This window comes from Reichenbachiella carrageenanivorans, assembly GCF_025639805.1.
In the GTDB taxonomy this organism is placed as follows: domain Bacteria; phylum Bacteroidota; class Bacteroidia; order Cytophagales; family Cyclobacteriaceae; genus Reichenbachiella; species Reichenbachiella carrageenanivorans.
Window position 1 is genome coordinate 4,703,561 of record NZ_CP106735.1, and the last position, 26,649, is coordinate 4,730,209.

General features: G+C 42.8%; 23 protein-coding genes. 12 read left to right on the forward strand and 11 right to left on the reverse strand.

Going from position 1 to position 26,649, the window contains the following annotated elements; translation table 11 throughout:
• The first annotated feature begins 180 nt into the window (after positions 1-180).
• Positions 181-3,378: a CBM96 family carbohydrate-binding protein gene (locus N7E81_RS18805; RefSeq protein WP_263051149.1), complete on the forward strand. Its 3,198-nt coding sequence runs from the start codon at positions 181-183 to the stop codon at positions 3,376-3,378.
• Between the two features lie 232 nt (positions 3,379-3,610).
• Here N7E81_RS18805 and N7E81_RS18810 read toward each other — a convergent pair whose 3' ends face one another.
• From N7E81_RS18810 to N7E81_RS18820, 3 genes are all read right to left on the reverse strand, one after another.
• Positions 3,611-3,871: a YtxH domain-containing protein gene (locus tag N7E81_RS18810; protein WP_263051150.1), complete on the reverse strand. Its 261-nt coding sequence runs from the start codon at positions 3,869-3,871 to the stop codon at positions 3,611-3,613.
• A 67-nt stretch (positions 3,872-3,938) separates the two neighbouring features.
• Positions 3,939-4,454, reverse strand: coding sequence for a Dps family protein (locus N7E81_RS18815; protein ID WP_263051151.1), 516 nt, complete (start codon positions 4,452-4,454; stop codon positions 3,939-3,941).
• 140 nt (positions 4,455-4,594) lie between these two features.
• Entirely contained in the window at positions 4,595-6,064 is a 1,470-nt protein-coding gene (locus N7E81_RS18820; protein WP_263051152.1) for an ATP-binding protein, read from the reverse strand.
• Positions 6,065-6,117: 53 nt separating this feature from the next.
• Here N7E81_RS18820 and N7E81_RS18825 point away from each other — a divergent pair, with 53 nt between their 5' ends.
• Positions 6,118-6,933 (forward strand): patatin-like phospholipase family protein, encoded by an 816-nt coding sequence (locus N7E81_RS18825; protein ID WP_263051153.1) that lies wholly within the window; start codon positions 6,118-6,120, stop codon positions 6,931-6,933.
• On the opposite strand, the gene N7E81_RS18830 is transcribed toward N7E81_RS18825, so the two are convergent.
• The 6 genes from N7E81_RS18830 to N7E81_RS18855 form a co-directional block, all read right to left on the reverse strand.
• A complete protein-coding gene (locus N7E81_RS18830) occupies positions 6,930-8,315 on the reverse strand; it encodes a sigma-54-dependent transcriptional regulator (RefSeq protein WP_263051154.1) in 1,386 nt (461 codons plus the stop codon). The two genes, N7E81_RS18825 and N7E81_RS18830, sit on opposite strands and share 4 nt — an antisense overlap.
• Before the next feature lie 14 nt (positions 8,316-8,329).
• Complete coding sequence (locus N7E81_RS18835; protein ID WP_263051155.1) at positions 8,330-8,689, reverse strand: response regulator transcription factor; 360 nt, start codon at positions 8,687-8,689, stop codon at positions 8,330-8,332.
• Between the two features lie 93 nt (positions 8,690-8,782).
• Positions 8,783-9,244: a hypothetical protein gene (locus tag N7E81_RS18840; RefSeq protein WP_263051156.1), complete on the reverse strand. Its 462-nt coding sequence runs from the start codon at positions 9,242-9,244 to the stop codon at positions 8,783-8,785.
• Positions 9,245-9,280: 36 nt separating this feature from the next.
• Positions 9,281-11,266, reverse strand: coding sequence for an aconitate hydratase (locus N7E81_RS18845; protein ID WP_263051157.1), 1,986 nt, complete (start codon positions 11,264-11,266; stop codon positions 9,281-9,283).
• A gap of 96 nt (positions 11,267-11,362) precedes the next feature.
• Positions 11,363-11,803: a sll1863 family stress response protein gene (locus N7E81_RS18850; RefSeq protein WP_263051158.1), complete on the reverse strand. Its 441-nt coding sequence runs from the start codon at positions 11,801-11,803 to the stop codon at positions 11,363-11,365.
• A 206-nt stretch (positions 11,804-12,009) separates the two neighbouring features.
• The gene (locus N7E81_RS18855) at positions 12,010-12,861 is read right to left on the reverse strand and encodes a universal stress protein (RefSeq protein ID WP_263051159.1); all 852 of its coding nucleotides are present in this window, start codon (positions 12,859-12,861) and stop codon (positions 12,010-12,012) included.
• Between the two features lie 261 nt (positions 12,862-13,122).
• Between N7E81_RS18855 and N7E81_RS18860 the strand changes: the two genes are divergently transcribed.
• From N7E81_RS18860 to N7E81_RS18880, 5 genes are all read left to right on the forward strand, one after another.
• Complete coding sequence (locus tag N7E81_RS18860; RefSeq protein WP_263051160.1) at positions 13,123-14,376, forward strand: ATP-binding cassette domain-containing protein; 1,254 nt, start codon at positions 13,123-13,125, stop codon at positions 14,374-14,376.
• A gap of 110 nt (positions 14,377-14,486) precedes the next feature.
• Positions 14,487-14,879 (forward strand): endonuclease domain-containing protein, encoded by a 393-nt coding sequence (locus N7E81_RS18865; protein ID WP_263051161.1) that lies wholly within the window; start codon positions 14,487-14,489, stop codon positions 14,877-14,879.
• A gap of 37 nt (positions 14,880-14,916) precedes the next feature.
• Entirely contained in the window at positions 14,917-15,780 is an 864-nt protein-coding gene (locus N7E81_RS18870) for an AraC family transcriptional regulator (protein WP_263051162.1), read from the forward strand.
• Between the two features lie 223 nt (positions 15,781-16,003).
• Positions 16,004-17,485, forward strand: a complete 1,482-nt coding sequence (ilvC, locus tag N7E81_RS18875; RefSeq protein WP_263051163.1) for a ketol-acid reductoisomerase — start codon at positions 16,004-16,006, stop codon at positions 17,483-17,485.
• Between the two features lie 121 nt (positions 17,486-17,606).
• Entirely contained in the window at positions 17,607-17,876 is a 270-nt protein-coding gene (locus N7E81_RS18880) for a Txe/YoeB family addiction module toxin (RefSeq protein WP_263051164.1), read from the forward strand.
• A 37-nt stretch (positions 17,877-17,913) separates the two neighbouring features.
• Here N7E81_RS18880 and N7E81_RS18885 read toward each other — a convergent pair whose 3' ends face one another.
• Together N7E81_RS18885 and N7E81_RS18890 are read right to left on the reverse strand one after the other, a co-directional pair.
• The gene (locus N7E81_RS18885) at positions 17,914-20,313 is read right to left on the reverse strand and encodes an ABC transporter permease (RefSeq protein WP_263051165.1); all 2,400 of its coding nucleotides are present in this window, start codon (positions 20,311-20,313) and stop codon (positions 17,914-17,916) included.
• A gap of 135 nt (positions 20,314-20,448) precedes the next feature.
• A complete protein-coding gene (locus tag N7E81_RS18890) occupies positions 20,449-20,607 on the reverse strand; it encodes a hypothetical protein (protein WP_263051166.1) in 159 nt (52 codons plus the stop codon).
• 151 nt (positions 20,608-20,758) lie between these two features.
• On the opposite strand from N7E81_RS18890, the gene N7E81_RS18895 reads away from it, so the two are divergent.
• Genes N7E81_RS18895 through arsC form a run of 5 tightly spaced genes read left to right on the forward strand, consistent with a single transcriptional unit; the run spans position 20,759 to position 26,541 of the window.
• A complete protein-coding gene (locus N7E81_RS18895; protein ID WP_263051167.1) occupies positions 20,759-23,194 on the forward strand; it encodes a tetratricopeptide repeat protein in 2,436 nt (811 codons plus the stop codon).
• Positions 23,127-23,543, forward strand: coding sequence for a helix-turn-helix domain-containing protein (locus N7E81_RS18900; RefSeq protein WP_263051168.1), 417 nt, complete (start codon positions 23,127-23,129; stop codon positions 23,541-23,543). Before N7E81_RS18895 ends, N7E81_RS18900 begins: the two co-directional genes overlap by 68 nt.
• 21 nt (positions 23,544-23,564) lie before the next feature.
• Complete coding sequence (locus tag N7E81_RS18905) at positions 23,565-24,854, forward strand: MFS transporter (RefSeq protein WP_263051169.1); 1,290 nt, start codon at positions 23,565-23,567, stop codon at positions 24,852-24,854.
• 20 nt (positions 24,855-24,874) lie between these two features.
• Positions 24,875-26,197: a 1-acyl-sn-glycerol-3-phosphate acyltransferase gene (locus N7E81_RS18910; RefSeq protein WP_263051170.1), complete on the forward strand. Its 1,323-nt coding sequence runs from the start codon at positions 24,875-24,877 to the stop codon at positions 26,195-26,197.
• A 2-nt stretch (positions 26,198-26,199) separates the two neighbouring features.
• Entirely contained in the window at positions 26,200-26,541 is a 342-nt protein-coding gene (arsC, locus tag N7E81_RS18915; protein WP_263051171.1) for an arsenate reductase (glutaredoxin), read from the forward strand.
• The last annotated feature ends 108 nt before the right edge of the window (positions 26,542-26,649 follow it).

A 26,649-nucleotide genomic window follows, 5' to 3' on the forward strand; every position in this document is an offset into this window, starting at 1 on the left:
TGGAGAACAGCATGTTCTCCACCTGTCATTCTCTACTCAAGAAAAGAAGCTATAAACCAAGCAAAAAGGTGAGCCATTTTTTTAGTATCAGTCAGGATAGAAAATTCATATCTAACCTCGACTACTCAATCTTATTCACACAACAACTTAAAACAAACTACTATTTTAAACTTTTACAAAATGAAAAACATGTTACAAAACAAAGTTTTAATCGTTTTGCTATTCCTGGTGGCCAGATCAGGATATGCAATAGAGCCACCAACTGTGGCTATGACCATGGGCGTGCTAGATATAACGGCTCCCATTACACTAACAACCACTGCGGATGCTTACGTCAAAGGAGGCGTTAATGCCAGTACCAACTACGGTTCTGAGTCTGTTTTAGAAGTGAAGCAAGGATCGATTGACAATTTCTACAGGAAAACGTACGTAAAATTCGATCTCAGCAGTATTGCTGCCTCAGAAAACGCGGTGGTGAGACTTTACACCAATTCATCTGGTTCTGCACCTATTACGGTATACGAAGTCCCAAACACATGGAGCGAATCTGTCGTAACCTGGAACAGCTCCCCTACACTCGGGACAGCCATTACCACTACAACCATTGGTGCAACAAACCAATACTATGAGTGGGATGTATCTGCCTATGTTGAGAGCAAAGTAGGAGCTTCTATTAGTTTTGCTTTTTATGATGCTTCGGCAAGTAATACCACAATAACGTTTAGCAGCAAGGAAGGAGCCAACAGTCCTCAGTTGGTCGTCTACCCTACTTCTGAGCCTGACGAGCCCTCATCACTTTCTGCTTCTACTGTTTCGGCTAGTGCCATTGACCTGAGCTGGACAGACAATGCCGACAATGAGACTGGATACAAAGTAGAAAGAAAGAGTGGTGCTGGTGCATTTACCGAAATCGCTAGCCTAAGCGCCAATAGTACTTCGTATAGCGATACTGGCTTGTCTAGCCTTACCTATTATACCTACCGAGTGGCGGCGTATAATGCCGTAGGTTCTTCATACTCCAGTGCAGTCAATGAAACGACACTCGGCACACCCGTCACCTACACCTACGAAGTGTCTGAGGATACATACATCAAAGGTGGTATCAACGCAGACACCAATTATGGAAGTAGTTCAAACCTTGAAGTAAAACAAGGTAGCGCTGCCAATTATTTCCGTAAGAGTTTCCTGAAGTTCGACTTGAGTGCCCAAGGATTGACAACCATCAATCAGGCAACATTACGTATATACGCCAATAGTGTTAACGCAACTACCATCACGGCTTTCGAATTGAGCGATGATTGGTCTGAACATAGCGTAACCTGGAATAGTGCACCATCTAACGGTAGTAGTATTACATCAGAGGCTGTTTCGGTAGAAAATGTATACTACGAATTTGACGTGACAGACTACGTACAAGCACAAGTATCAGGCGACGAAGTAGTATCGGTGAGCTTGTGGGACGCAGGAGCCACTAACAAACTGGTCTATTTCAACAGCAACGAAGCAGCAAGCAACAGACCTGAATTGGTCATCGAGACACTCACTACTGCTGCTCATCCTTCTGGGATCACGGGCTATTTCGTGGATGCGATCAATGGAAATGACGCCAACGACGGATTGACAGAAGCTACGGCATGGAAAACATTTACAAATGTGAATGCGACCACTTTTGCCGCCAACGACACGATTCTGCTCAAAGCAGGCAATACTTGGCTAGAGCCTCTCCACCCAAAGGGATCTGGCACATCGGGCAACCCCATTGTGATTACCAGCTATGGGGTAGGTCCATTGCCTATTATTGATGCTCAGGGCAGCCTACTCCCAGGGTTTCCACTCTCAGCATCTATCCGGCTCTACAATCAGGAGTACTGGGAAATCACAAATGTGCATGTCAAAAACTATGCAGCGCATGAAGAAACTCCCTTGCTCAAGAACGCTATTGCGATCACAGGCGATGACTATGGCACCCTGCACGACATCAACATCAGAAATGTGGAAGTGAGTGATGTAAATGGAGATTTGGGCACGCGTACAAATGGTGGAATTGCCTTTCTTGTAAAAAGAGATAGTGAAACGCACGTACCGACCAATTATGATGGTGTTACTGTCGAAAATTGCTACATCCACGATGTATCCAACTGTGGGGTATTTACTGATTCGAAATGGAGCATCCGAGATGAGTTTACCAGCTTTGGCGAAACTACCCTCGACAGCTCTATCAATGATTGGTATCCGAGTTATAATATCGTAGTACGAAACAACCGCTTTGAAAGAACAGGTGGCAATGGCATGGTCATTAGGGTAGCAGACGGACCATTGGTAGAATACAATACCTTCTACAAGTGTGGACTGTATACCACTGGCAACGCTTCCTATCCGTTCAATTGTGACAATGCCTTGTGGCAATACAATGAAGCGAGCCATACCGTATACAACCCTGGGGATGCAGATGCCAGTGGATTTGACAGTGACTACTATTGTAAAAACACCATCATCCAATACAACTACAGTCACGACAATGAGTACGGTAGTCTATTGATTACCTCCAGAGGGGCTTCGGCTAGAAACTTTAATGTGGGTACGATCGTTCGGTACAACGTATTCGAAAACGACGGACATCACATGATCAGGGTGTCGGGTACGCCTTCTAAGTCTTACATTTACAACAATGTGTTCTATGTAGGAGAAGACCTAGATGGCATGGAAGTGCTATGGCACAAAAACTGGGGAGGGTATTCGGACAGTACATTCTATACCAATAACATCTTCCATATCGAAGCTTCTGATACGTTCTACGAGTTTGAACTCAGTACCAACAACTTTTTCGACCATAATATCTTCTATGGCGATCACGATAGTACAGAACCTTCTGATGCCAACAAGATCACTTCTAATCCTTTGTTTGTGAATCCTGGAACTGGTGGTTTTGGTTTCGGAACTTTAGATGGCTATAAGCTGCAGTCTAGCTCTCCAGCTATAGATGCAGGTGCAAATATTGCTGGCAATGGCGGATTCGATTTCTGGGGCAATGCTTTATCTGATAGCCATACAGATATCGGTGCTTTTGAATATAGCGGTGGTGGAGCAAGAACTAGGGCAGACCTAGTAGAAGTAGACGTCACAAGCACACAAAAATTCAGTATCTACCCTAACCCAATCAACGGAGGACTATTGACCATCGACTTGACTGGCTATGAAGAGGTAAACCATATTGAGGTTATGATTACCAGCATTACAGGGCAAGCAGTATACAAAACTGCTGTACAAGACCAGCGTATCATCGAACTGGACACGTACCATTTGGTGAAAAATTCGACTTATATCGTCCATGTAAAATCTGGACAACAAGTGAATTACAGCAAATTGCTCGTGAGATAATGTATTGACTAAAAAGAGGCATTTACTGTGTGAATGCCCCTTTTTTTATGTCTAATCCGTTGTGTTTATTTTTCAGGAATCTCTCCATATTTCTTCTGGAGATTAATCTGAATTTATATTGATGTTATCCCATTTTGATTGCCAGCCATTTTAGTCATCCCTTCAAAATAAAATAAAGGCTGCCCCTATGGCGGTCACCCACTTTTGAGGCAACCTCTGAACTGCTCTGCTCTTACAGCAAGGTTTTAGAGGCTAATTGATCTAGCACTTTTTTACCTTGTACAGATTTTTCCTTGATGGTTTCGTTCAGAATATTTTTGGCTTCTGCCAACTTCAGGGTTGCTGCTTTTTCCAAAGCATCTTTGTACTCCTGAGAGTCTTCTACGATTTTGTTTCTGGTGGCTTTGCCACTTCTAGGTGCAGTGAGGTAGCCTGCTACCAATCCTGTTCCTACTCCTATTGCCAATGTGGTTATAAATTTAAACGCTTTCATGTTTGTTTGTTTTTAAGTGAGTGCCCGAATACTTTCAGGGCATTTGATTATTGATTATAGGATTGGTTTATCCTTGGTGAGAAAATGCGGTAAGCATCCAATGGTTTTTTTCCACATGCTTCACATAGCCTTTCATCATATCTTCGGTGCCACTGTCGCCATTCTCGATAGCCACTTCTATGGTCGCAAAGAGGTGTTCTAACAATACATGGTAATCTTTGATGACCTCCCTGACCATCTCTAGACCTGTCATATCCGTACCTGACTCTTTGATTTCGGAAGTTTCTAAAAATTCTCTCATGGTACTCAGCGGTCGTTGTCCGAATATCCTGATCCGTTCGGCTATCTCATCTATGACCACACTGGCCGTTTTATACTGCATTTCGAACTGTTCGTGGATATCAAAAAAGTCTCCTCCTCTTACATTCCAATGGAAGTTTCTTAATTTCTGATAGTGTACAGCATAATTCGCCAGCAGCTTATTCATAGTATCTACCAACTCTGCGGTTTCGAGCTTGGTGTATCCCAATGAGGCAAATGATTTCTTTTTGGGTTTCTGAATTTCTAATATGCTATTCTCCATAATATTCTGTGTTTTAATTGTTACCAGAATAGATGCGAATAGCATACCAAACCATCAAATGAGCTCATACAGCATCTGACGGTTTCTTCTACGGTATGGATCGTGTATAATTATCTAAGGTTGGGGAATGGATTACCCAATCAGACAGGAAATGACAAAGTAAAAACAGTCCCTTGACCTACCTCACTTTCTGCTTCAATACTGCCTTTGTGACTACGAACTATGTTTTGCACAGTGGTGAGCCCCAACCCTGTACCCTCTGTTTTACCAGTAAAAAACGGCTCGAATAATTTGGACATGTCTTCTTTGCTTAATCCTTTTCCATTGTCGGCAATCTGGAGTCGGATTCGGTCGTCTTCCTGTGTACTGGCTATTTTCAAAATGCCCTCACCTGGTTTCATAGCCTCGATGGCGTTGATCAATAAATTGAGCAGAGCGATGTTCATCTGATCGGCATCGAGCGCCACATCGGGCAAGTCGGACTGAAGCACCTGATCTAGCTGCATGTTTTGGAGCTTGAGTCGGTCTTTCACTAAAGCGACCGCTTGATCCACCACGCCGTTGAGTGGCTGGCGCACCAGCTTAAGATCCTTGGGTTTCGAAGAATTGAGCAAATCTGTAATGAGTTGGCCGATACGCTCGGAGTTTCTTTTGATAATACTAAAATAGAGCGCTGCATCCTCCACATCCTCTGGCACTTCATCTTTAAGCTGTTCGAGTGCTAGCGTCAGGTTAGTCAGAGGATTACGCACTTCATGAGCGATGGTACGAGCGATTTTACCCGTCATGGAGAGTTTTTCAGCTTGCACCAACTCTTTGTCTGCTTGTCGCCTTTTGGTCATGTCTCTAATCACTCCTATATAACTTCTGCTTTTTGTCTCAGGATCGAGCAAGAGCACACAGTTGATGATACATGTCTTTTTTCGTCCCTGGCGATCCAGCATTACAAGCTCATACTCTTCTACTTTTTTATCCCGAGTCAATTCCTCTTTGAAACCCTTGTAATCCTCCTGACTAAAAACCAATTTCTTTAGCGGCAAGCCTAGTAGGTTTTCAAACGTGTAGTCGAACAGTTGCTGCAAAGCATGGTTGATATCCAAAAATTGAAATTTAGCATCTGCTTGAAAAATAGCATCTATAGACTCTTCAAACAGCTTTTGATATTTTTTCTCTCGGGCTTCTACCTCCAATACCGCTTCTTTGAGATCGGACACATCCTGAAAGGTAACTGTCACTCCATCACCCATTTTCACCACGGCTATTTTAAACCATTTTTCGTTTTGCGTACCCGCGTAGTGCTGCTCAAAAGTGAGTAATTCACCTGTTTCTACCACACATTTGTAGTTATCGAAAAGACCATCAGTAGCATTGTGTGGTAACACATCTAGCAGCTTATGTTGTAGCAACTCATCAGACCCAAAACCCAATATTTCTTCGGCAACGTCATTCACGAATTGCCATTGAAAATCTACAATTTCACCTTGAGCATTGCGCAATGCCTTCATGGTCATGATACCATTGAAAGCACTATCCAAAATACTCTTGAGTAGATTTTCTACCGTGCTCTCATTTAGCCCCTCAATTTGTTCTAATTTTTCACTACTATTCATAAATGGTAAAATATATTACACCCAATTGGTAAGTTAAGAAAATAGAAGATCACATGGACATCCATAGTATAGCTGAAACGATCGGGTTCGATATTTCTGATCCAAAAAAGCATAAAATAGGGCTTGCCCTTGGAGGTGGTGGCATCAGAGGGTATGTACACTTAGGAGTACTAAAGGCGCTAGAAGAGCAAGGCATAGAAGTAAATATCATTGCAGGCACCAGTGCAGGAGCACTTACAGGTGCGTTTATTGCCTCTGGTATGGGTGCTAAAGAGGTACATGAATTGCTCAAAGCAAAAAATATTTTTGAATATTCTAAATTCCACTGGCCTACGGACGGTTTATTCAAACTAGATGGCATGAAAGAAGTATTAGCCGAAACGATAAAAGCAGACCAAATCGAAGCACTCAAAATCCCATTTATAGCCACCGTATCCAACCTCAACAAAGGATGTGTAGAATACATGGCCAAAGGATTGATCAGCGAAGTAGTGCTGGCTTCAGCAAGCATCCCACTCATATTTGCCCCTGTAGAAATGAACGGAGACAAGTATGTGGATGGCGGTCTATACGACAACCTACCAGTAAAACCGCTCAAGCAGCTGTGTGAAAAAATCATTGCGGTAAGTGTAAGTCCCGTGGAAGAAACTGATGACCTGGATAATTTAGTCAAGGTAGCCAGCCGCACTTTTCAACTGATCGTGAATGACCATGACCCCAGTCTACTCGACCAATGTGGAATATTGATCGAACCAATGGGTATCGGTAATTATGGCCTACTAGACACAGACAAGGCTGACGAGCTTTTCGAAATTGGCTACAAGCATACCCAATCACTGGATGTAAAGAAACTACTCGACGAGTGCTAGGCATCTATGCCGTAGGCACGCAGCTTATTATAGAGTGTCTTTCTATCCACCCCTAGCATATCGGCCGTCTTGCTTTTGTTGTTATTCGTCTTTTCCAGTACAAGCAAAATGGCTTGTTTTTCAGCTTCTTCAGCTACGGCCTTCAAACTTGTAGGAATCGCCCCGTTAAAATCCATACTCAGGTCACTATCAGTTTGGATCGGCGAGCAAATTTCATGAGGCAGGCCGTCTGTAGTTACATCCTCCGACGTACTCAGCAATACAGCTCGCTTGATCACATTTTTCAGTTCACGGAGATTGCCTGGCCAGTTGTAAGTTCTGAAGATCTGCAATACTTCTTCGTCAAACCCTTTAATTGATTTGTTTAGCTGATCATTGGCTTGTGCCAAAAAGTGTTCTGCAAACACTGAGATGTCGCCTGGTCGCTCATGCAAGGGTGCCAGTTCGATTTTGAATTCATTGAGTCTAAAATAGATATCTTCCCGAAACTCTCCTGTCTTCACTTTTTCTCTTAGGTTTTCATTGGTAGCTACAAGTACGCGTACATCTACAGCGATCTCACTAGCTCCACCTACTTTACGCACCACTCGCTCCTGCAAAACGCGTAGGAGATTGAGCTGATTTTCATAACTCAAGTTGCCGATCTCATCAAGAAATAACGTACCGCCATCAGCTCGTTCAAAGCAGCCTTTCTTATCCTGTACCGCTCCCGTAAAAGCCCCTTTGACGTGACCAAACAACTCACTAGCTGCCAACTCCTGTGGCAATGCACCACAGTCTACCGCCACAAATGGCTTTTTTCCTCGATGACTTTTGTTGTGAATGGCCTGAGCCACATACTCTTTGCCCGTGCCGGTCTCCCCTTCTATCACCACAGACATATCTGTAGTGGCGATCAGGTCTATGTGCTTGATTACCGCTTGGGCTTGATGGCTTACTCCTGCTATGTAGGCTTTCGTATCTGGTTGGGGTGCATTTTTTTGTATGGGCTTGCCCAACGCCTTTGGTACAGCCTTTTGGATTTGCTTGGACAACGCCTGCTCTACAGTGACCAGTATTTCATCTGGATATAGTGGCTTGGTCACGTAGTCGTACGCACCTTTTTTCAGTGCATCTACTGCAATCCGCACATCCGAATAGCCCGTGATAATGATGACCTGAATGGATGAGTTGATGATTTTTATTTTTTGTAAAATCTCTAGCCCCGTATAATCGGGCAATTTGAAATCACAAATAACCAAATCTGTAGTATTGTCTTTGAGCCACTTGATAGCCGCTTCTCCTGTCGGCTGACTGGCAGCTTCGTAGCCCTTTTTTTCAAAGTATTTTTTGAGCAGCAGGCAGATATCAGGCTCATCATCCACGATCAGGATTCTTTTCATACAGGTTGATTTTTTTACACTTCCAGACCTTGAATGGCTTCAATGACCTGTTTTTTAGTGAATGGTTTTTTTATGAATGTATCTATTTTTTCTTCCTTCATTTTTCTCATCTCATAAGACCCATCATGGGCACTGATGATGATGATACGAGCTTCAGAAGTCTTTGCTCTAATCAGCGGAATCAGATCGAAGCCCGTACCGTCTGGCAAATTAAGGTCCAACAAATACACTTGATAATCTTCTGAAACCACTTTTTCTCTTGCCTTTGCTATCCTATTGACATACTCAGCTTCCACGCCTTCCTTGATCAGGATGCGAGATACCATCAGTCCAATATCGTCCTCATCGTCTACAATCAGGGCTTTAGTGAGCATGTATTACAATTTTAAAAGTGGGTAGAATTTTCCTCAAGTTAGTTGAATCTAGTTATACAATCAAAAGTGAATCATTAGACAGAATCACCTGTATTAAAGCGAAAAGATTGATACGAATACTTCTTTCGTATCTTCCAATTCATTCAGAAAGTCATAAGTCTCGCTAAGCTGGCTAGCAAACATGGCTGTCATAAAATCATCATATCCAGTATCTTGTGACAGCTCTTTGTAAATCTCAATCAGCTTCTTTTCTCTAAGGATACAGTTGTCCAAAATATCTTTTTCCCATCCTTGCAATAGCAGGTGATCCAGTTCTATTTCGAGCTTTTCCCACTCTGGTCTAATCATATCCGATACCTCACACATGAGGGTCTCTATATCCACGTCGTATTGTTTCATTAAGCCCATCATAAAATTCACCTTGCGGTCAGCCAAAGAGGCCAATTGATCTTTGACTGGTTGATCCACTACTCGCAGAGAGGTTTTTCTATACATGATTTCTGCCAGCTTTAGCTCGCTGATAAGCTGTTTTACCTCAGGATTGATCTTCTTCATTGTTATTCTTTTTTTAAAATTTTTCGGCTTATAGTTCTAAACCACAGCCATATCTTTTTGTTTTGTTTTTTTAGTTGTGGCCTGGTATGACTTATCTTTCAAGTCGTTGATCACACCACCTGCCAGCAGTACACGCACTTGTCTATCGCTCAGTTTAGTTTTTACTAGAATTTCACTACTTGTAGTAATGTTTTTAGCCAAAATGGGCTGATCGCTGGTAATGGCTTCGCGCAAATCTTCGAATAGCAGCACGTCATTTTCATCGAGATCATCATAATCCGACGGATTGTCAAATTCAAAAGGTATAATCCCAAAGTTGACTAGATTTTGCCAGCCTATTCTCGCATAACTTTTGGCAATGACCGCTCGCTGACCCAAATATCTTGGGACTAAGGCCGCATGCTCTCTAGAAGATCCTTGGGCGTAATTTTCGCCTGCGATTACGATATGACCATCTTTACTTAGCTTCGCTTGTTTATAATACGACTTGGACAATGCCTGATAAGCATACTTACTAATCGCTGGAATATTACTCCTCAGCGGCAGCACCTCTGCCCCAGCTTTCAATATCTCGTCTGTGGAAATATTGTCTCCCATTTTCAACAAAACAGGCACTTGAAACTCCTGCTCCAATCGTTGAAATTTAGGAATAGGTTTAATATTAGGCCCCAACTCGATTTCTACATCTTCACTCGCTGGTTTTGGAGGAAATACTACTGTAAGCCCCGATTTTACTTGATCAGGTTCTTTAAATTTTGGATAACTAAAATCTAGGGTACGTGGATCGGTAATTTCGCCCATGAGGGCACTAGCAGCCGCCGTTTCAGGACTACATAGGTAGACTTGATCGTCTTTTGTCCCCGATCTGCCAGGGAAGTTTCTTGGCATAGTTCGTAAGCTAATCTTGCCCGTGGCGGGGCTTTGTCCCATGCCTATACAGCCCATGCACCCTGTCTGATGAAACCGCGCACCTGAACTCATCAAATCACCCATGGCACCATTGGCAGTCAAAGATTGGATCGTTTGTCGCGACGAAGGGTTTACATCCAAAGAAACCTCTGCCGGTATTTGTTTTTCTTTTACCATTTGTGATACCATCCAAAAATCTCGATAGCCAGGGTTGGCCGAAGAGCCTATCACTACTTGCGAAACGGGTCTACCTGCCACCTCTCTGACTGGCACTACATTGCCTGGACTGCTTGGACATGCAATCATGGGCTCTACCTTGGACAGGTCTATATGATCGGTTATTTCATACTCAGCGCCTGGGTCTGCGACAAGCTCCACCCAGTCTCCTTCTCTCCCTTGTTGTTTCAAAAATTCTTTGGTTCGCTCATCAGATGGGAATACAGAAGAAGTAGCACCCATCTCCGTACCCATATTGGCAATGACATGGCGATCCCATGCACTCAGATTTTTCAACCCCTCACCATAATACTCAATCACATAGCCTTTGGCTCCATTTACATCGTATCTACGGAGCATCTCTAGCACTACATCTTTGGCACTTACCCAGTCGGGCAACTTACCCGTCAGCTCTACCCCCAGCACCTTTGGCATTTTCACATAATAGGGTTCGCCAGCTGCTGCCATGGCTACATCTAGGCCTCCTGTGCCAATCGCCAACATACCCAAACCTCCCCCTGCGCAAGAATGACTATCAGAACCTAGTAGGCTTTTTCCCGGCACACCAAACTGCTCCATATGCACAACATGGCTGATCCCATTGCCCGCTCTGCTGTAGTGATACCCCATCTTTTGGGCGGCAGCCTGTAGAAAAACATGGTCATCTGCATTCTTGAAATCAGTCTGAAGCAAGTTGTGATCTACATACTGTACGGCTTTTTCGGCCTTCACTTTAGTGAGTCCGATCGCCTGCAACTCTAGCATCACCAAGGTACCTGTAGCGTCTTGTTGCAAGACATGATCAATGCGAAGTCCGATTTCAGCACCAGGCGTCATATCCCCGGTAACAAGGTGTGATTCAATCAATTGCTGTGTAATATTTTTTGGTTTTGCCATGATGTGCTTATTGCTTTCTTTATAAAAAATGTCTTAGAAGTAAGAAAAGATGACCAGACAATTGCTCGTCTGATCATCGATTTACAAAAAGGGGGATTAATTAAATAGCTCGCTGGCGCGATCAGTCAAACTGTCGATTTTGGTCTGATAGGTCACGAGCACTTCTTCTGATTCTTTTTTAACATCTTTCCAAGTCTCCTCAGTAGCTTCCGTAATGTCCGCTACTTCATCACTCAACTTTTGCCGCTCTTTTTTCAACTCACTGAGGGTTGTATTCACTTGCTCTTTTACCTCGTCAGTCGCTCCATCAAGTTTACCTTCTAGCGTTGTGATTTCTGCATCTACTGCGTCAATGGCCTTGTTGTACTTAGTTTTCAATTGTTGCTTGGCTTCTGAGGCTTGGTCTTTCACTTTTTCTACGGTTTTAGTTGTTTCACTTTTTTCTGACTTGGTAGAACAGGCTCCTAGACCAACCGATAACATGGTCAATACAAGGATGAGCTGATGACTTTTATTTCTGATTTTATTGATTTTCATAATGATATGGTTTGAATAATTATACCCGAGTGGCGTGTTTCCCTATCGGGTCGTTTATTTGATGATATAACGGCCAAAACCGTTCCGCTTGAGCGAAAGCCCGTTTGCAGCCATTAGAACTCGGTTGAGCCTTAAATACCGTGAAGAAAATTCAACACCATCGTGTAAAATGGGAAAGATTCTCCACAAGCCTATTGCTGCTGGCGTTAGACTTTCTCTACCAACACGGGGATGTCCGTTTCTTTGATCACCTTTTCGGAAAGGCTGCTCTGAAAAAAGGTCCAAAAGCTAGACTTCTCATAGGTCTTCATCAAAATCAATCCTGGCTTGATGTCTTCGACCACCTGCATGATACCAGCAATTTCGGCTTTGTTGGGCACGACATGAATTCTATAATTTCGGATTTTGAGTAGTTTCACCAGCGCCGTCATTTTAGGCAAAATATCCGCCTCATTGAGCAGTTCGGTCGTATTCACATTCACAAAATGAATGGTAGCCCCATGATTTTCGAGCATACGACAGATGTCATACAATCGATCTGGCAACTCTGTGCTGAGATCGGTAGCGATCATCACATCATCAAAATGGATATCTGCATATTGAGAAATTGCCAAAACAGGAATTCCTGATTCACGGATCAACTTTTCGGTGTTATTGCCCATGAAATGCTGAAGAAGATGAGACTCTCCCGACGTACCTGACACCACCAAATCCACCTCTACATCTCTAAGCAGTTCGTTGATGCCACTAGCCAAGCTATCGTTTACTATATAAAGCTGTCCCTTCAGGTCTTCAGACAGGTGCTTGTCCATCTCCTGTCTCAATTTTTTGAGAACAGTGGTCTTCTCATCTTCCATTTGCTGCTCTTGTAGTGCACTGCTCATAGCTGTTGACGCACTCCCGGAATATATAGGTGTAACGACTGGATGATATGGTAGAAAATGTACTACATGCACTTGACCTTTAAATTTGGTAGCCAGTTGATTGGCCGCCTTGAGTCCTGTAGTGGACTCTTCTGAGAAATCTACGGGTACTAAAAAGTTTTTTATGTCTTTCATGATATTCTTTTTTGAGGTTATCACATCACACCAAAGCGTGACACTACCCCTCATCATGAAAAAACCGATCCAAGCGGACAACCTCCCCTAAAACACTGGAAACCCTAAATGAACAATAGCTAAGTGTATCACTTCAGACCCAATTGAGGAGAATGTTCTACAGAGCCCCCCTATTTCAACGCCCTTTTATTTAAAACCAACGCTTTCTGTTTTCAATCATAATTGCATCTTTGCACTCTATCATCAATAAGAGCGTCTACTATGTCGGCAAATCAGCACCATTGGAATATCAAATTAGCACAAGCCCCAGACCGAAAACCACTTCTAACTGCCCTGTTGGACAAAAAATATTCAGCTGACTTTGAATGGCTAGCACAGCAAAAGATTAGGATCATTTCGCCCAAGACTATCCTGAGCTTTATCGATGAAGAATTGATCCATGACAATGATGCCATTCTAAAACAAAACGGGCAAATGCTCCATTCGATGTCTTCGGGTGAGCGGAAGCAGGCCTATTTACAATATGTATTGGCGCAAAAACCAGATACACTTATACTGGATCATTTTCTGGACAACCTGGACACCAATGCCAGAACGCATTTTTCTGATCTATTGAAATCTCAGTGTGAAGAACTGCACCTAATCAACATCTACTCGCGAGATGATGATCACATGATTTTTTTGTCCGACACCTATTTATATGAGAACGACACATTAAGTATATATGACCCTACTACTGGGCCTGAGTCAGCAGGAGATCTAAGATTCAACAATAATCACCCGATACCAAAGGCCAGCAAAATCGGCCCAGAAGTCCCACAAGAACTAGTAGAATTCAAGAGTGTTACCATCTCCTACTTAGACAAAAGTATTTTACGAGACATCAACTGGAAAGTAGAAAAAGGACAATTTTGGCACTTGTATGGCCCTAATGGCAGTGGCAAAACGACACTCCTCACCATGATCACTGGCGACAACCCAAAAGCCTACGGTCAAAACATCAAACTATTTGGCAAACAAAAAGGCTCTGGCGAAACGATTTGGGAAATCAAACAAAAGGTGGGCTACTTCACCACCAACATGACCTTCCAATTTAAAAGAATGCAAACGGCTCAAGAAATGGTACTGTCTGGTTTCTTCGACTCTATAGGGCTCTATCAGATTGCTGGGGATCACCAAGTCAAACTGGCTAATGAATGGCTCACTTTCATCGGTCTATCTCACTTGGCCAAGCAACCATTCATCAACCTATCTATGTGCCACCAGCGCATGATCATGATCGCCCGAGCCATGGTAAAACACCCACCTTTACTCATTCTAGACGAAGCCTCTGTAGACCTGGATGACGAAAGCGCCAGACGCATGAGTGCCCTTATCAACCGCATTGCTCATGAAGGTGAAACCACCATCATCTACGTCTCGCACAGGCTAGAGCCAGGCCTTACGCCTTCTAACAGTTTTGAGTTGATTCCGGGGGATGAGGGGTCTCAAGGAATCGTCAATAGTCTGAATTAATATTGTCATTGGTACGTCTCAAAAGTCAAATTGCCTTTTTTATTTTTGATTGGTAAATTCCTCACCCCTAGTCCTTCTTCATTGGAGAAGGGAACACTAACCAACTTAAAATGAACGATCTACATAAAGGAGCGAGTAGCAGACTTTTTGAGTTTGCGAAGGCCAATCGAAAAAAACAGACACCCGCAGAAAAGATACTATGGGATGCACTTCGGAATCGAAAGCTGGAAGGACACAAATTCAGGAGACAACATCCCATTTCTCAGTTTATCGCCGATTTTTATTGTCATGAATCTAAACTCATTATTGAAGTAGATGGCGGCTATCACTCTGGACAGGAACAAGCAGAAATAGACGAAGGAAGAACACACGAACTAGAAGAGCTAGGGATAAAGGTCATCAGGTTCAAAAATGAAGATGTGGTGAACGAACTACTTAAGATTCTGAAGCATCTCAAACACGACGCTTCTCCATCGAAGAAGCAAGAAAAGTCCTCTCCTTGAGGAGAGGATTTAGGTGTGATGACTATCTTTACTCCACATGAAAGGTATACCTGTATATAGCATCGAAAAATTCAAGGCGGATGGTGAAAAACCATATCAGGTAGAGGTATTCGATGCCAATCGCCATTTTGAGGTAGAGTACCCGCACTGCCACGATTTTTTTGAGGTGCTTTTTCTGACTCGGGGATCTGGTGTGCATATCATCGACAACAACCGCTACGAAATTCAACCGCCTTGTATTTTCTTTCTGAGCCCAGGACAAGCCCATAAATTAGAATTATCAGAAGACGTCACTGGGTATATCTTTCTGTTTACTGGAGAATTTTATTTGCTCGACAAGAGCAACCAAAACAAACTGCTTGAATACCCCTTCTTTTTTAATGTAAAGCAGGACAACCCGCCATTACTCATCAAAAACACTTCTGATCAAGTCTTTCTAGAATCGCTATTCAAGAAAGGCTGTGAAGAGATGACAAACACTGATAAAGGCACACAGGAACTCTCTCATGCCTTGCTCGAACTGATCCTATGCAGCTGTGAGCGACTCTATCCGCCCGAGCATCTGGAAGGCGTGAAGCAAAAAGGGCATGTATTAGTCAAGCGCTTTCGCGAAATGATCGAGGAAAAATACCATCAAAACCTAAGCATCAAGGACTACGCCGAATCGCTAAACGTGAGCGAAAACCATTTGACACACTTAGTCAAAGAAAGAACTTCTAAAACCTCTAAAGAGCTGATCAGAGAGAAACAAATTATTGAAATCAAACGACTTTTGAAGTATTCTGAGCTATCAATTACACAAATAGCTGATCATCTCAGTTTTAAAGATCAATCGTATTTCACTAAGTTTTTTAAGAAATCAGAAGGTATCACGCCACTCGACTACAGAGAGAATCGTTGAAAAGTACCTAAACTATTCCCTTTTCCACCACAAAAATTGGCGAAAGCCATCACATCTTTGTAAAAGTGAGACATGTGAAAATCTCACATGTCATTTCGTAGGAGGAGGACTAAAAAGAAATTGTTATCGAAATGCAGCTCGAAAATCTTTCTGCACATCGCTAAGTAAATCCCTCCACAAGTTTCGGAATGATTAGGGAAAGCAATAAAAAACAAAAAAAGATATGGCTAATTATTTCAACACACTACCGCTAAGAGAGCAACTGAATCAGTTGAGCGAAGCGGAATTTATGGACGGGTCTGAGTTTGCAGACGGCGTTGAGGCCTTGAAAGGCAAAAAAATCGTAATCGTAGGTGCTGGCGCACAAGGTTTGAACCAAGGTTTGAACATGAGAGATTCTGGATTGGATATCTCTTATGCCTTGAGACAAGTAGCTATCGATGAGAAGAGACCTTCTTTCGTAAACACTACTGAAGCTGGCTTCACTGTAGGTACTTACGAAGAATTAATCCCTACTGCGGATTTGGTGATCAACTTGACACCAGACAAGCAGCACACCAATGCCGTTTCTACTTTCATGCCTTTGATGAAAAAAGGAGCAACACTTTCTTACTCTCACGGATTCAATATCGTAGAAGAAGGCATGCAGATCAGAGAAGACTTGACCGTAATCATGGTCGCTCCTAAGTCTCCAGGATCAGAAGTAAGACAAGAATATTTGAGAGGATTTGGCGTACCTACATTAATCGCCGTTCACCCAGAAAATGACCCTCAGGGCAAAGGATGGGCAGAAGCGAAAGCTTATGCAGCTGCTACTGGCGGACACAGAGCGGGTTGTTTGAAATCGTCTTTCGTGGCTGAAGTAAAATCAGATTTGATGGGTGAGCAAACGATCCTTTGTGGATTGTTGCAAACTGGATCTATCCTTTGCTTCGACAAAATGGTAGCTGAAGGCGTAGATGCTGGATGGGCTGCTAAATTCATCCAGTACGGATGGGAAGTAATCACTGAGTCATTGAAACACGGTGGTGTGTCTGGTATGCTAGACAGACTATCTAACCCGGCAAAGGTTAAATGTTTCGAAGTGTCTGAAGAATTGAAAGACATCATGAGACCATTGTTTCAAAAGCATCAGGACGACATCATGTCTGGAGAGTTCTCTTCTACTATGATGGAAGATTGGGCTAACGACGATAAAAACCTACTCGGATGGAGAGCGGCGACTGGTGAGACTGCTTTCGAAAAAACTGCTCCTGCAGATGTCGACATCACTGAGCAAGAGTATTATGACAAAGGCTTGTTGATGGTAGCTATGGTAAGAGCTGGTGTTGAGTTGGCTTACGAAACTATGACTGAAGCAGGTATCCAAGGTGCCTCTGCATACTACGAGTCACTTCACGAAACACCATTAATCGCTAACACGATCGCTAGAAAGAAATTGTTTGAAATGAACAGAGTCATCTCTGACACAGCGGAGTACGGATGTTATCTATTCGATCATGCTTGTAAGCCACTTTTGGCAGACTTCATGAGCAAAGTAACCACCGACATCATCGGCAAAGATTACAATGAAGGCATCGACAATGGCGTAGACAATGTGACTTTGATCAAAATCAACGAAATATTGAGAGAGCACGACATCGAGTATGTAGGTGGTGAGCTAAGAGGTGCTATGACTGCCATGAAGCAGATCGCTTTGGGATAATATCCCTTCTCAAAAGCACTTTTATTCAAACCCGTCAGGTTTTAATAACCTGACGGGTTTGTTTTTTTTATACGGATCTGACTAAGTTGCACGGCAAATTTCATCGATCTGAACTCCTCGCATGGCGACCAAGTACAAACTCATATACACCCATCAAGCACACAAGGATCACAAGAAAATATCCTCGTCGGGATTGGGCGAAAAAGTAGAAGAGCTGATCGCTCTGATTTCGGAAAATCCTTTTCAGCACTATCCGCCATTTGAAAAACTGCACGGAGATCAGGCAGGTGCCTACTCACGCCGAATCAATATCGAACACCGCCTAGAGTACGAAGTACATCAAGAGGAGCAGACGATCAAAATCATTCGTATGTGGACGCATTACGCGTAAGCGCCATAGTAGAAACCTCCTATAAAGCCTCCCCTATTTACTCGTATCGCAAGGCCTGTACTGGATTGACATGAGCAAACTTCAATGTCCTCAAACTGGCGATCGTAAGCGACACCAAAACCAACGTAACGACTGGCGCCGAGAAAGTAACTACATCCATGGCTTTGTAGTGTGTAAAAATAGAGGCAATCATGGTGTCGATCAGGTAATACCCGAGCGTGACTCCCAAGCCAGACGATACCAATAATAGGATAAAATAGTCCTTATTGATCAGATATACGATCTGTCCTAGGCTGCTACCCAGCACTTTCCGAACTCCTATTTCTTTGACTCTCCTAATCAAGTTGATAGACACCAAGGTGAACAACCCTAAAGAAGACAGCACAAAGGCCACCAAACCTAAAAATCCAAAAATGGTGGTAATGTTATCATTGACCTCCTTGGCCTCTCGCAATAGGTCGTTCTGAAAAAAACCATTGAACACCTTCGTTGGAATTTTGCTATTCCATTCCGCCTCCAGGTCATCGTAGACCTGCTTTGTCTTTGATACATCTGTTTTGGCCACCACAAAACTATTGGTACCATCATCTTCGAAACGCAAACTTTTGAGCGTAATACCTACGGGCACTATGGGTGCCCAAAAGCCATACATATAGAAATTTTTGACCACCCCCACTACAGTCAGCGTGGTGGTATCGTTCACCGCTATTCGTTTGCCAATAGGGTCTGTCCAATCAAAGGCTTCTGCCAATTTTTGATTAATCACTATCGAACCTTCACTATCAGAGGCTTCGAGTTCTTTTGAAAAAGCCCTTCCTGCTACCATTTCAAGCCCCATCGTTTGCAAGTAGTCAATACCCACATCTATCATATCGGATTCTACTTCCTTGTCTTGATTTTTGAGTATTGCATTATAATTGCCACGTCCTATGTGGTTTTTGGCACTAGCCACTTGCGTAATGTCTGGATTGGACAGCATGGAGGTGAGTGTCTTCTGGTATTCATTGTCATTCAATACACTGACCACTATGATCTGATCCCTATTGAAACCTAGGTCGAGCGTATCTTGATAGCGAGCATTCTGTACAAAGGCTACACTGGCAAACATGGCAATGACCGTAAAAGTGTACTGACTGGCCAGCAAAACTTTGGTCAGCTTACCCGATCCTCCGATACTCAGACTCCCTCTCAGAATACTCACTGGTTCGTATTTACTCACATACAAAGAAGGGTAGAATCCTGCCAGCAGCGTAGTAAACACCAGCAAGACGATCAAAAACAGATACAATTGAATGTCATCCATGAAGCTCATCTGCAAATCCATTCCTTGCCACATAGCGCTATAGGCCGGCACCAAAAAATAGGCAATGCCTATCGACATCAAAATTGCAAGAAAGCACACAGTAAGATTTTCGGCCATAAACTGCATGATGAGTTGTCTCCTACTACCTCCCAACACTTTGCGCACGCCGATCTCTTTCAACCGCCGATTGGATGTGGCTATTGCCGTATTGGTAAAATTGAAACACGCCACCAGCAAGATCAGCAATGCCATAATCTGTGGCGTAAGCGTAGCGGCTGCAGGCATGGCATCACGGAGATTGTCCCAACGAATTTCATTAGAAATATGTGCATGTATATTCATCGGTATGAGCAGATACTTCGAAATGATAAAATCTGGCCGTGCCTCATTTTGCACTTCTATATATTTAGAAAGTAGTGGTTCAAATGCCTCAGCTTTTGTAGGGTCATTGAAATACACAAAAGTAGCTTGTGCAAACGAGCCCCAATTGCCCTTCACCCCATCATCATACATTCGGAATCGGTTTTCGAATCCTATCAAAAACTCGAACTGTACAGAGGAATTTTGAGGCGCCTTCTCCACCACACCAGCTATAGTAAAATTGAAACTCATGCCCGTATCGTCGAACACCGTCAATACCTTGCCTATAGGATCTTCTTCGCCATAAAATTTTCTTGCATACTCTTGCGTCACGATGGCGCTTTCCAGCCCATGATAGGCGGACAAATCACCTCTGATTAGTGGAAAAGTGAAAGACTCCAAAAAGCCTGGGTCTGCATAGCAAACACTCGTATTGAACACCTTGTCTTGCTGCACATCTCGTACAGTAAAAGTATGAGCTTCGAACCTAAAGGTCCGATCCGCACCTACTAAGTCATTTTTAATAGCATCTGCCAGTGGCATAGGTACTCGACCATACTCCCGCACATCTCCGTTGTTTTCGGTAAGATTGTGAAGCTTATATATATGATCGATCTGAACATGATTCTTATCAAAATTCCAATTGAATTTAGAATTGAGATAAGCCACTATACAACAAGCCAGCGCTAGACCTAGCCCTATAATATTGATGGATACAAAAACTTTGTTTTTGAGTAGGTTACGGAGTGCAACCTTGAGATAATTTTTGAACATGTGATGGGTCTTTTGAGTTTTGGTTTATTGAAAGATGAATCCCAACTCAAAAAAGTTGCAATTCACTACAATTTAATTAAACTCAATAATTCCCAACCAGATCAACAGGAGTGGATGATCACACGAACGATGGCCTCAACTCGCCAATAACAACAAAACTGCTGCAACGACCATCAACCAAAACTTATAGGCCGCCAGAAATGGAATAATGATAAAGTTGAGTTGCATGGCTACCATGAGGAGCACGATAACGATGGCAATTAGTTTTAAAGTAGACTTAGTACTTGAGCTCATAGCGATTGACGTTTTTTGAAATTGAGCGCCAATGTTAATGACTTTTTCAGAATAATAAAATTACGATTAATCAAGTCGTTCTTCCTTGCGATTATTTTAATTCAAAATACTTTAAATTCGAGGCTGCAATAGAGAGAAAAGTAAGGTTGAAATGAAAAAGTCTCAAGTAGTCATATGTTGGATAAGTATGCTTTGTCTTTGGGCAAGTACCCTTATGGCTAGCACTGAGCAATCCCAAAAAAGCATAGACAGCCTCAAAGATTCGCTAGGTATTTCTACAGGTATTGAGCGAGCTGAAATTCTCGCCCAACTCAGCTGGCAATATCGCAATGTAAACTCCGACTCTGCCCTCTATTTTGGCCAACAAGCCTATGCCCTATCCCAAAAAGTGAACTACGAAAGTGGCGTCATCAAAAGTTTGAACTTTCAAGGCATCGCTTATCGCAACAAGAGTGATTACACTAATGCCTTTAAGTATTTTGTAGAAGCACTCAAAGCAGCAGAAGAGGCTAAAAACCTAGAGCAAATCGGTTATTCTAATATTAACATCGGTAATATCTATATCTACCAGACCAACTACGAAGGAGCACTAGAATATTTTGAAAAGGCTCTTTCTCCTGCCAATCAGCTCAACAATCAGAATATGCTAGCCTACATTTACCTCAACCTGGGCCGCACCTATTCTCGAATGGATGAATACGAAAAAGCAGAATTCAATTATCTAAAAACCAGAGACATCCGCAGAGCACTCGAAGACAACGATGGACTGGCAACCATCGCCGTAGACCTTGCAGAACTCACCAAGCGTCAGGGTGATCTGCAAAGTGCCTTGGGGTATTTTCATGAGTCTATAAATGCTATACATAAAGTCAAAAACAAGGGCGCATTAGCCTTCAGCCTGTACAACATTGGGGTGATCTATCGCCAACTTGGGCAACTAGACTCTGCTGAATATTACTCACAAGAAAGCCTCAAAGTAGCCCAAGCGAACAATCTAAAAAACGACATCAGAAAAATTCACGAAAATCTATCAGACATTGCAGAAGACCGAGGCAATTACGAAAAGGCGCTGCACTACTTCAAGCTCAATCAACAAGACGAAGACTCTATTTTCAACGAGCAAAACACACGAACCATTGAAAGTCTAAAATCTCAGTATGAGGCAGAAAAAAAAGAAGTAGAGACTCTGTTTCTACGAGAAATCGTAGACCGCCAGCAGACCATTATCATCCTGGCCTCAACAGCCTCTGTATTGCTCCTCGTCATTGCCATCATCATCTATAAGCGTGCCGTAGAGCGACGACGACTCAACCTGCAAATTTCAGCGCAAGCCAAAAAACTAGAAGAATTAGATTTTGCCAAATCCCGATTCTTTGCCAATATCTCGCACGACCTGCGCAGTCCGCTAAGCATGATCCTCGGCAACTACGAACAGATCAAAAAGGACAATGAAACCTACCTGACTAAAGACTCCAAAGAAAGCCTAGAGGTGGCCAATAAAAACGCCCAACGACTCCTATACCTAACAGACGAAATCAACGAGCTAACCAAATTAGAGGAGGGTAAAATCAACCTCAAGCTAAAAGACGTACCCGTGAATGCGTACATAGCTTCTCTGGTGTCTATGTTCAAATCTTCGGCAGAATTTAAATCAATCAAACTATCTTATGAGTCTTCGCTACCCGACAATGTAGCCATTTCTATAGATCCGAATCAATTTGAAAAAATCATATTCAATCTCATTACAAATGCACTCAAGCACACACAAAAAGGAGATACAGTATGCGTAAAAGCAGAAACTGAGGCCGAATTGTTGAAAATACACATCATAGACACAGGCGAAGGCATACCAGAAAGTAGTCTACCCTATCTCTTTGACCGCTATTACCAGTCACCGAAAAACAAATTTCATGTATATGAAGGGCTAGGCATTGGTCTATCCTTGGCGAAAGAACTTATTGAGGTGCACCAGGGGGAAATATCTGTAAAATCCACAGTAGGCAAAGGCTCTGACTTCACCCTGTCCATGCCGTTTAGCACACTAGCGACCCAGTCCTCCCAAATCCCAGCAACCTCTGATTATATACAAACCAAAAACAAACTATGGAGTGAACTGTGGGAAAAAACCTACTATACCGACCTGACCAGTCAGGTGGCCAGCAGCACTCCAAATGAAAACAAACCACACGTACTCCTTGTAGACGATCATCCAGAAGTACGTGCCTTTATAGCCAAATTGATTACTCAAGATTACGAGGTTACCGAAGCCGAAAATGGTATCATGGCTTTGAAAATACTAGAAAAGCAATCCATCGATTTAGTCATCACCGACCTCATGATGCCTTGGATGGACGGGTTCGAACTATTAGAAAAAATACAAGGAAACGAGGCTTGGAAAACCATCCCTGTACTAGTCGTCTCCGCTCGAAACACCGCAGATGACCAGCTACAAGTACTCACTCGAGGCATCAACAACATCCTTCAAAAGCCCTTTCAGCCAGGAAGATATTCTTCTCCGAATGAGAAACTTGCTTTCGCAAAAAGAGCACTGGAGCAAAGAAAGCAGCAACACCATGCTCATCAATGACAAACCACTGGTAGATGACATTGAAAAAGAACTACTCGAAAAAGTAAGAAATTTGATCATCGACCAAATCGACAACCCCAACCTTACAGTCCTCGACTTGGCAGACGCCATGGCAGCTAGCGAGCGCAAGGTGTATCGCCTGATCAAAAAACTAACAGGATGGACTCCTCACGAGCTCATCAAAGAAGTAAGGTGGCATTATATAGAAAACCTTATTCGTACCAAAAATCTTAAAAATGCAACCGAAGCTGCTCATGCCATAGGGATGAAAAATGTGACGAATTTCAAAAAACAATTCCACAAAAGATTTAACCGGACTATTGAAGAAATGATGGCCAAAAACGCCTGATTTTTTCTTAACTTCAAAACCATGATTCTAAACGACAAAAAGACCATCAATGCCTGGTGTTCGTACGACTGGGCCAACTCTGTTTACAACCTAATTGTGACCACGGCTATCTTCCCTATCTATTACAACAGCGCTACTAAAGCTGCATTTGACGGAGACATCGTGTCCTTTTTCGGATACTCGATCAACAGCTCTGTGTTGTATTCCTATGCCATTTCTTTTTCATTTTTGATTGCGGTCATTTTGTACCCTATCCTCTCTGGCGTAGCTGACTACAGAGGATCCAAGAAAGCTTTCATGCGATTTTTCACCTACATGGGCTCGCTGGCCTGTATTGGCTTGTATTTTTTTGAAGGAAGCAATATCGAATATGGCATATTGCTCGCTATCACAGCCAGCTTAGGCTATGCCTCCTCTGTCGTGTTTTACAACGCTTTCTTACCCGAAATCGTAACCGAAGACCGCATGGACAGCGTAAGCGCCAGAGGCTTTTCGATGGGCTATATCGGCAGCGTACTCCTGCTGATTGTGAGTTTGGTGCTGGTTTCTATACCTGAAACTTTTGGGTTCGATGGTGCAGGTAGTGCCACTCGATTTGTCTTTCTACTAGTCGGGATTTGGTGGTTTGGGTTTGCACACATCGCCTTTGCTGCACTAGAAGACAACCGTACACACGGCAAAATCACAGGAGAAGTCCTGCGCTCTGGTTTCAACGAACTAAAAAAAGTATTTAGCAATCTCAAAAAGAATGTAAACTCTATCCGATTTCTCTACTCGTTCTTCTTTTATAGTATGGGAGTACAAACAGTGATGCTGCTCGCGCCATTATTCGCAGCAGAAGAGATCGGTATGGAATCTAACGAAATGATTATCGTGATATTAATCATCCAATTAGTAGCTGTAGGAGGCGCTTATTTGTTTGCGTCCATTTCTAGCAAAAAAGGCAACAAAGCATCCATCTCTCTAGCGATTATCATTTGGTTTGGGATCTGTGTCATGGCCTATTTCATCGCTGACAAAACCGTCTTTTATGGACTAGCGGGACTACTCGGATTGGTTATGGGTGGTATTCAATCTATTTCTAGGTCTACATACTCTAAGCTGATCCCAGCAGCCACCAAAGACACCGCTTCATATTTTAGTTTCTATGATGTAACCGAAAAATTTGCCATCGTATTGGGTACGATTGGATTCGGGTTTATTCTACAACTCACCGGCACCATGCGCAACTCAATGCTGTTTATGGGTGTGTTTTTCGTTATTGGTTTAATCATCCTCTCTAGAGCAACACTTAATAAAGGCACGGATTGATTTACAGGTTTCTCAAAATATTGGTCCAAATAGCCCTTCGTATTTTTTACCGTAAGGTATCTATACACAAGGCCGTAGACTTGCCCTCCACAGGGCCGTTGATCATCATGGGCAATCACCCGAATACCTTCATGGACCCGCTTATAATAGCCACACTTTTCAAACAGCAGGTGGGCTTTTTAGGCAATGCGTCCATATTTATCCACCCCATCATCAACGCCATATTTGCTTTTTTTAAGGTTATCCCAGTCTACCGAGACAAAGACGTAGCCCCAGGAGAAAAAATAGACAACGAAAAAACGTTTAGAGATTGCTATAAATTCTTAGAAAACAACGGTTCACTTATGATGTTTCCCGAGGGAACTAGCTATCATGAACTCAAACTGCGAAAAATCAAAACGGGCGGTGCTCGCATTGCGCTAAGCGCAGAAAAAAGAAACCAATTCGAACTGGGTGTACACATCATGCCGGTTGGCCTATACTATAGCGACCCTTCAAAATTCAGAAGCAAAATCTACGTAAATACAGGCGAGCTGATTGCGGTCAAAGATTTTGAAGAGGCTTACCATGCAGACGAAGTCGCGGGAGTGTATGCTCTGACAGAAAGCATTAAAAAATCGCTCGAAGCGCTCACCATTACAACGGAAGACAAAGAGCAAGAAGCCTTGTTTTTCAAAGTAAAGAGGATATACAAAAAAGAGCTCATCAAAAAATTGAACGCTGGCAAGCAGGAGGAATTTGAACTAACCAAGGAAATCGCCAATGCCATTCAATATTTCAAAGTCACCTTCCCCAACAAATACGAGGGGATCAAGGCACAAATAGACCGCTGTCACCAGCTCATGGATGAGTTTCGGACTACGGCCAGCCATACAGCACCACTTCGAAACCGGTTGAAAAAACATATAATCCTAGCATTGGGAAGCTTATACCTCTTAGCTGGGTTTCCTGTATATGTATATGGATTACTCCAAAATTTTCTACCCTATCGCACGCCCTATTGGTTGTCTAAAAAATTCACCAAAGAAGCAGAATACTATGCGCCCATAAGGATGAGTCTGGGCATCGTTGTTTTTCCGATTTATTACTTCTTGTCCACTCTCCTGTTCTATTCCTTTGTGCCATCAGATCTTATACTAACAAGTTGCTATGTGGTCTCCCTGCCACTGTCAGGGTATTTTGTATTGCATTATTATCAGTTCTTCCAGTCAGGCTTGTCATTTCTTAAAATTCACAATTTTATCAACCGGAAAAGGGATCAAGCAAAGGAACTAGAGCAGTTAAAGAGATCTATTTCCACAGCCTTGGACGAGGCTCTAGCCATTTATTTAAAAAGACTATAGTTATGACCAAAATCTATCACAATCCCAGATGTAGCAAAAGTCGCCAAGCGTTGGCTTTGCTCGAAGAAAAAAACGAGAACATTGAAATCATTGAATATCTAAAGTCCTCCCCAACCAAAGCCGAACTAACCGAACTCGTCGCTATGCTCGGTATCTCTCCACTCGATCTGATCCGAAAAGGAGAAGCTATCTACAAAGAGGAATACAAAGGCAAAGATTTGAATGATGAAGCATGGATCGATGCGATGGTCGCTCACCCGATATTAATCGAACGCCCTGTGGTGGTAAAAAACGGAAAAGCTGCCATCGGCAGACCAATAGAAAAGGTAATAGATATTCTCTAAGAACTCTTTTCAGGTGAAAATCAGAGGAAAAATAAAAATAATTCAATTTTCTCAGGCTTTTTTTAGACTGCCGTTGGAGTTCTGAAATATGTTATGCTATATTTGCAT

Excerpts from the sequence above, each read along its gene's own strand:
- N7E81_RS18805 (WP_263051149.1), top strand. The coding sequence starts at position 181 with ATGAAAAACATGTTACAAAACAAAGTTTTAATCGTTTTGCTATTCCTG.
- N7E81_RS18810 (WP_263051150.1), bottom strand. The coding sequence starts at position 3,871 with ATGAAAGCGTTTAAATTTATAACCACATTGGCAATAGGAGTAGGAACA.
- N7E81_RS18815 (WP_263051151.1), bottom strand. The coding sequence starts at position 4,454 with ATGGAGAATAGCATATTAGAAATTCAGAAACCCAAAAAGAAATCATTT.
- N7E81_RS18820 (WP_263051152.1), bottom strand. The coding sequence starts at position 6,064 with ATGAATAGTAGTGAAAAATTAGAACAAATTGAGGGGCTAAATGAGAGC.
- N7E81_RS18825 (WP_263051153.1), top strand. The coding sequence starts at position 6,118 with ATGGACATCCATAGTATAGCTGAAACGATCGGGTTCGATATTTCTGAT.
- N7E81_RS18830 (WP_263051154.1), bottom strand. The coding sequence starts at position 8,315 with ATGAAAAGAATCCTGATCGTGGATGATGAGCCTGATATCTGCCTGCTG.
- N7E81_RS18835 (WP_263051155.1), bottom strand. The coding sequence starts at position 8,689 with ATGCTCACTAAAGCCCTGATTGTAGACGATGAGGACGATATTGGACTG.
- N7E81_RS18840 (WP_263051156.1), bottom strand. The coding sequence starts at position 9,244 with ATGAAGAAGATCAATCCTGAGGTAAAACAGCTTATCAGCGAGCTAAAG.
- N7E81_RS18845 (WP_263051157.1), bottom strand. The coding sequence starts at position 11,266 with ATGGCAAAACCAAAAAATATTACACAGCAATTGATTGAATCACACCTT.
- N7E81_RS18850 (WP_263051158.1), bottom strand. The coding sequence starts at position 11,803 with ATGAAAATCAATAAAATCAGAAATAAAAGTCATCAGCTCATCCTTGTA.
- N7E81_RS18855 (WP_263051159.1), bottom strand. The coding sequence starts at position 12,861 with ATGAAAGACATAAAAAACTTTTTAGTACCCGTAGATTTCTCAGAAGAG.
- N7E81_RS18860 (WP_263051160.1), top strand. The coding sequence starts at position 13,123 with ATGTCGGCAAATCAGCACCATTGGAATATCAAATTAGCACAAGCCCCA.
- N7E81_RS18865 (WP_263051161.1), top strand. The coding sequence starts at position 14,487 with ATGAACGATCTACATAAAGGAGCGAGTAGCAGACTTTTTGAGTTTGCG.
- N7E81_RS18870 (WP_263051162.1), top strand. The coding sequence starts at position 14,917 with ATGAAAGGTATACCTGTATATAGCATCGAAAAATTCAAGGCGGATGGT.
- ilvC (WP_263051163.1), top strand. The coding sequence starts at position 16,004 with ATGGCTAATTATTTCAACACACTACCGCTAAGAGAGCAACTGAATCAG.
- N7E81_RS18880 (WP_263051164.1), top strand. The coding sequence starts at position 17,607 with ATGGCGACCAAGTACAAACTCATATACACCCATCAAGCACACAAGGAT.
- N7E81_RS18885 (WP_263051165.1), bottom strand. The coding sequence starts at position 20,313 with ATGTTCAAAAATTATCTCAAGGTTGCACTCCGTAACCTACTCAAAAAC.
- N7E81_RS18890 (WP_263051166.1), bottom strand. The coding sequence starts at position 20,607 with ATGAGCTCAAGTACTAAGTCTACTTTAAAACTAATTGCCATCGTTATC.
- N7E81_RS18895 (WP_263051167.1), top strand. The coding sequence starts at position 20,759 with ATGAAAAAGTCTCAAGTAGTCATATGTTGGATAAGTATGCTTTGTCTT.
- N7E81_RS18900 (WP_263051168.1), top strand. The coding sequence starts at position 23,127 with ATGAGAAACTTGCTTTCGCAAAAAGAGCACTGGAGCAAAGAAAGCAGC.
- N7E81_RS18905 (WP_263051169.1), top strand. The coding sequence starts at position 23,565 with ATGATTCTAAACGACAAAAAGACCATCAATGCCTGGTGTTCGTACGAC.
- arsC (WP_263051171.1), top strand. The coding sequence starts at position 26,200 with ATGACCAAAATCTATCACAATCCCAGATGTAGCAAAAGTCGCCAAGCG.